Below are 3,641 nucleotides of genomic sequence, written 5' to 3' on the forward strand. Positions count from 1 at the left end.
CGCCGCGATCTGGCACAACGACAACACCGACGCACCGGTCCACCGGTCACTGACCGCCTACGACCATTGACCCAGGGTCGGCGGCCCGCACACAGGCCACCCACCCCTTGGAATCATTCATCTAGGGAGTGTTTCGAAGTAGTTGATGGGGTGGCACCGCTATGCGGTGCCACCCCATCAACGTGTTCAGCGGGATTTGTTGTCCGCGTTGGCATGTAGGTGAGGTCTCCGGTAGTTGGTTCAGCTGTCGAAGAAGAACCTTGAATACCGGAGACCTCGTGGCCAGCGTAACGGTGGTGGCGGGGCGCGCGGACCTGACCGATGCTCAGTGGGCCCGGTTGGAACCGTTGTTGCCCCGGAACAAGAAGGCGGGACGACCGCCTCAGTGGACGAAACGGCAGCTCATCGATGGGATCCGGTGGCGGACCCGAGTCGGATCACCGTGGCGTGACGTCCCGACGGTGTATGGGTCGTGGCTGGCGGTGTATGGGCTGTTCCGGCGCTGGCAGCGTGCCGGAGTGTGGGTGTTGATCCTGAAGTTGCTGCAGGCGTTCGCCGACGCGGCAAACCGGATCGTGTGGCAGGTGAGCGTGGACTCGACGATTCTGCGGGCCCATCAGCATGCTGCCGGGGCTCGCCGCGACGGTGACGGGCAGGCCGAGCCGCCCGGAGGGGTGGTCCGCGAACCCGACGATCACGGGCTGGGCCGGTCGCGGGGCGGATGGTCGACGAAGTTGCATCTGGCTTGCGAACAGGGCTGCCGGGTGCTGTCGCTGCTGGTCACCCCGGGCCAGGCCGGTGACAGTCCCCAGTTCACGGCGGTCCTCGACGGCATCGAGGTGCCCAAGACTGGTGGTGGCCGGCCACGATCACGACCGGTTCGGGTGCTGGCCGACAAGGCGTATTCCAGTCGAGGAAATCGGGAATGGCTGCGTCGGCACGGGATCCGGGTGACGATCCCGGTTCCAGCGGACCAGGCCGGCCATCGCCGCAACCGCGGCTCGGGCGGTGGCAGGCCGCCGGTGTTCGATCCGGTCGTCTACCGGGACCGTAACGCTGTCGAAGCGTGCGGTTCATGATGCACCTGTAGCCGGAACAGGCTGGAGGGGTTGATGATTGGACGTGAGGGCTTGCTGCAGTTGGCTGCGGTGGCCGAGCGGTTGAAGCGGCAGGTCGAGGCTACTGCGTGTGTGGAGGCCGGCGGTGAAGCCGCAGCGGATCGAGTGGGTGGATCTGCCCATGTCGAGCCGGGTCGCGGCGGTCCGGGTGCTCACCGGGATGATCCGCCGACGCCTGACGTGGCCGGATGATGGAGACGCGGCCGATGAGCGGGAAGACGCCGGATTGGCCGGGCAAAGTGAGCGCCGAGCACACCGATCGGCTGGCGGTGATCTATGTGCGCCAGTCGACGATGCGTCAGGTGGTTGAGCACACCGAGTCGCTGCGGGTGCAGTACGCGCTGGTCGACCGGGCGATCGCGCTGGGGTGGGCGCGGGATCGGGTGAAGGTCATCGATGCCGATGTGGGGATGTCGGGAGCGAGCACGGCAGGGCGGGCCGGTTTCGCGGAGCTGGTCAGCGAGGTCGGGTTGGGTCATGTGGGAATCATTGTGGGAGTGGAGGTTTCACGGCTTGCCCGGTCGGGCCGGGACTGGTATCAGCTGATGGAATTGTGCGCGCTGGCCGCAACGCTGCTGGCCGACAGCGACGGCGTCTACGATCCGAACTGTCACAACGACCGGTTGCTGCTGGGGTTGAAGGGCACCATGAGCGAGGTCGAACTGCATTTGATCAAGCAGCGGATGGCCTCAGGTCGCCTCGCCAAGGCCAAACGCGGCGAGCTGTTCTTCGCGGTCCCGACCGGATACGTGCTGCGCCCGTCCGGTGAGGTCGTCAAGGACCCTGACGAGCAGGTTCGCACGGTCATCGAGCTGATCTTCGAGGTGTTCGACGAGCTGGGCACGGTCAACGCGGTGCTGGCGTATCTGGTCGGGCACGGCATCCGGATCGGGGTGCGGTTGCGGGAGGGCCCGGACGCCGGTGAGCTGGAGTGGCGGCGCCCCAGCCGGATGACGGTCAACAACATCCTGCGCCACCCGATCTACGCCGGGATCTACGCGCACGGGCGCCGATCGGTCGATCCGCGGCGGCGGATCGCCGGGCGGCCGTCGACGGGGAAGGTGAGCGTGCCGATGGAGCAGTGGACGGTGGTGCTGCCGGACCGGTTGCCCGCCTACATCACCGCCGACCGCTGGCGGGCGAATCTGGCACGGCTACAAGCTAATCAGGCCACCGCTGCCACCCCGGGTGCCGTGCGGAAGGGTCCAGCGCTGCTGACCGGGCTGCTGCGCTGCGGCCGATGCGGGGCCAAGATGACAGTGCGCTACACCCACCGTGACGGTGTCGTCAACGGTTATACCTACGTCTGCTGCCGCGCGCGGGCCGACTACGGCCTGCCCTGTTGCCAGCGCCTGTCCGGCCGATGCGTGGACACCTACGTCAGCGCGGCGCTGCTGGAGATGCTGGCTCCGGCAGCACTGGAGGTGTCACTGGCCGCGGCGGCCGAGATCGAGGCCGAACGCGGCAGGCTCGAGGCCTTGTGGGTCCAGCGCCTGGAACGCGCCGCCTACGCCGCCGACCGGGCCGCCCGCTGCTATCGGCTGACTGAACCGGAAAACCGTTTGGTGTCAAGGACTTTAGAACGCGACTGGGAACAGGCGCTGGCCGAGCTGGAACGGTTACGCGAAGACCACGACCGGTTCCTCGCCGCCACCCCGCCAGTGCTCTCAGCCGCCGACCGCGACCGCATCCGCGGTCTCGCCGCCGATGTCCCGGCCCTCTGGCGCGCCGTCACCACGACCAACACCGACCGCAAACAACTGCTACGCGCGGTCATCGACGTCGTCACCGTGACCGTGATCGGCGACAGCGAACAGGTCACCACCGAGATCGGCTGGGCCGGCGGGCACCGCACCAGCGGACAGCTGGCCCGCCCAGTCGCTCGCCTGGAACAACTTTCCTACTACCCGCGGCTGGTCGCCCGCGTGCTGGAACTCGACGACGCCGGCCTGTCCGACACCCGGATCGCCGACACCCTCAACAACGAGGGGCTGCGGCCGCCAAAACGGTTCGAAACCTTTGGCCCCCAAGCAATCCGGGACCTGGTGAACCGGCTACGCGCCACCACCGGCCGATCCGGTCACCGCACCCAGCGGCCGACCCCGCCACCCGGACAACACACCTGGTGGATGCCCGAGCTGGCCGCCGAACTGGCCATGCCACCGGTCACCGTCTACAACTGGATCCGCCGCGGCTGGGTCACCGCCCGCCAGGACCCCGACACCCGGCGCTGGATCATCACCGCCGACCCCACCGAACTCGAACGCCTGCGCCAACTACGCCGCCTGCCCCGCGGCTACCACGTCCGCCGCCGCTGGCACAACGACCCCGCACCCACCCAACCCACAGATAACACAGCCGAACCACAGTTATGAATGCATTGTGGTTGACACGCTGAACGCGGCTGGCGGGACATGAAACAGATCCTCGACCTGCGGCCGGTCTATCACCGCCTCGAGGAACGCATCCGCGCCCACGTCGTGTTGTGCTGGCTGGCACTGTTGATGATCCGGATCATCGAAA

2 protein-coding genes are annotated in these 3,641 nt (G+C 67.5%); both read left to right on the forward strand.

Annotated features, from left to right (window positions below):
- Nucleotides 1-296: 296 nt before the first annotated feature.
- Nucleotides 297-1,079, forward strand: a complete 783-nt coding sequence (locus tag IU459_RS36775) for an IS5 family transposase (RefSeq protein ID WP_440446558.1) — start codon at nucleotides 297-299, stop codon at nucleotides 1,077-1,079.
- A gap of 245 nt (nucleotides 1,080-1,324) precedes the next feature.
- Nucleotides 1,325-3,493: a recombinase family protein gene (locus IU459_RS36780; RefSeq protein ID WP_195134194.1), complete on the forward strand. Its 2,169-nt coding sequence runs from the start codon at nucleotides 1,325-1,327 to the stop codon at nucleotides 3,491-3,493.
- The last annotated feature ends 148 nt before the right edge of the window (nucleotides 3,494-3,641 follow it).

The organism is Nocardia amamiensis (genome assembly GCF_015477605.1).
Taxonomy (GTDB): Bacteria; Actinomycetota; Actinomycetes; order Mycobacteriales; family Mycobacteriaceae; genus Nocardia; species Nocardia amamiensis_A.

Coding starts and splice junctions, on each gene's coding strand:
- IU459_RS36780 (WP_195134194.1), top strand. CDS start 1,325: ATGAGCGGGAAGACGCCGGATTGGCCGGGCAAAGTGAGCGCCGAGCAC.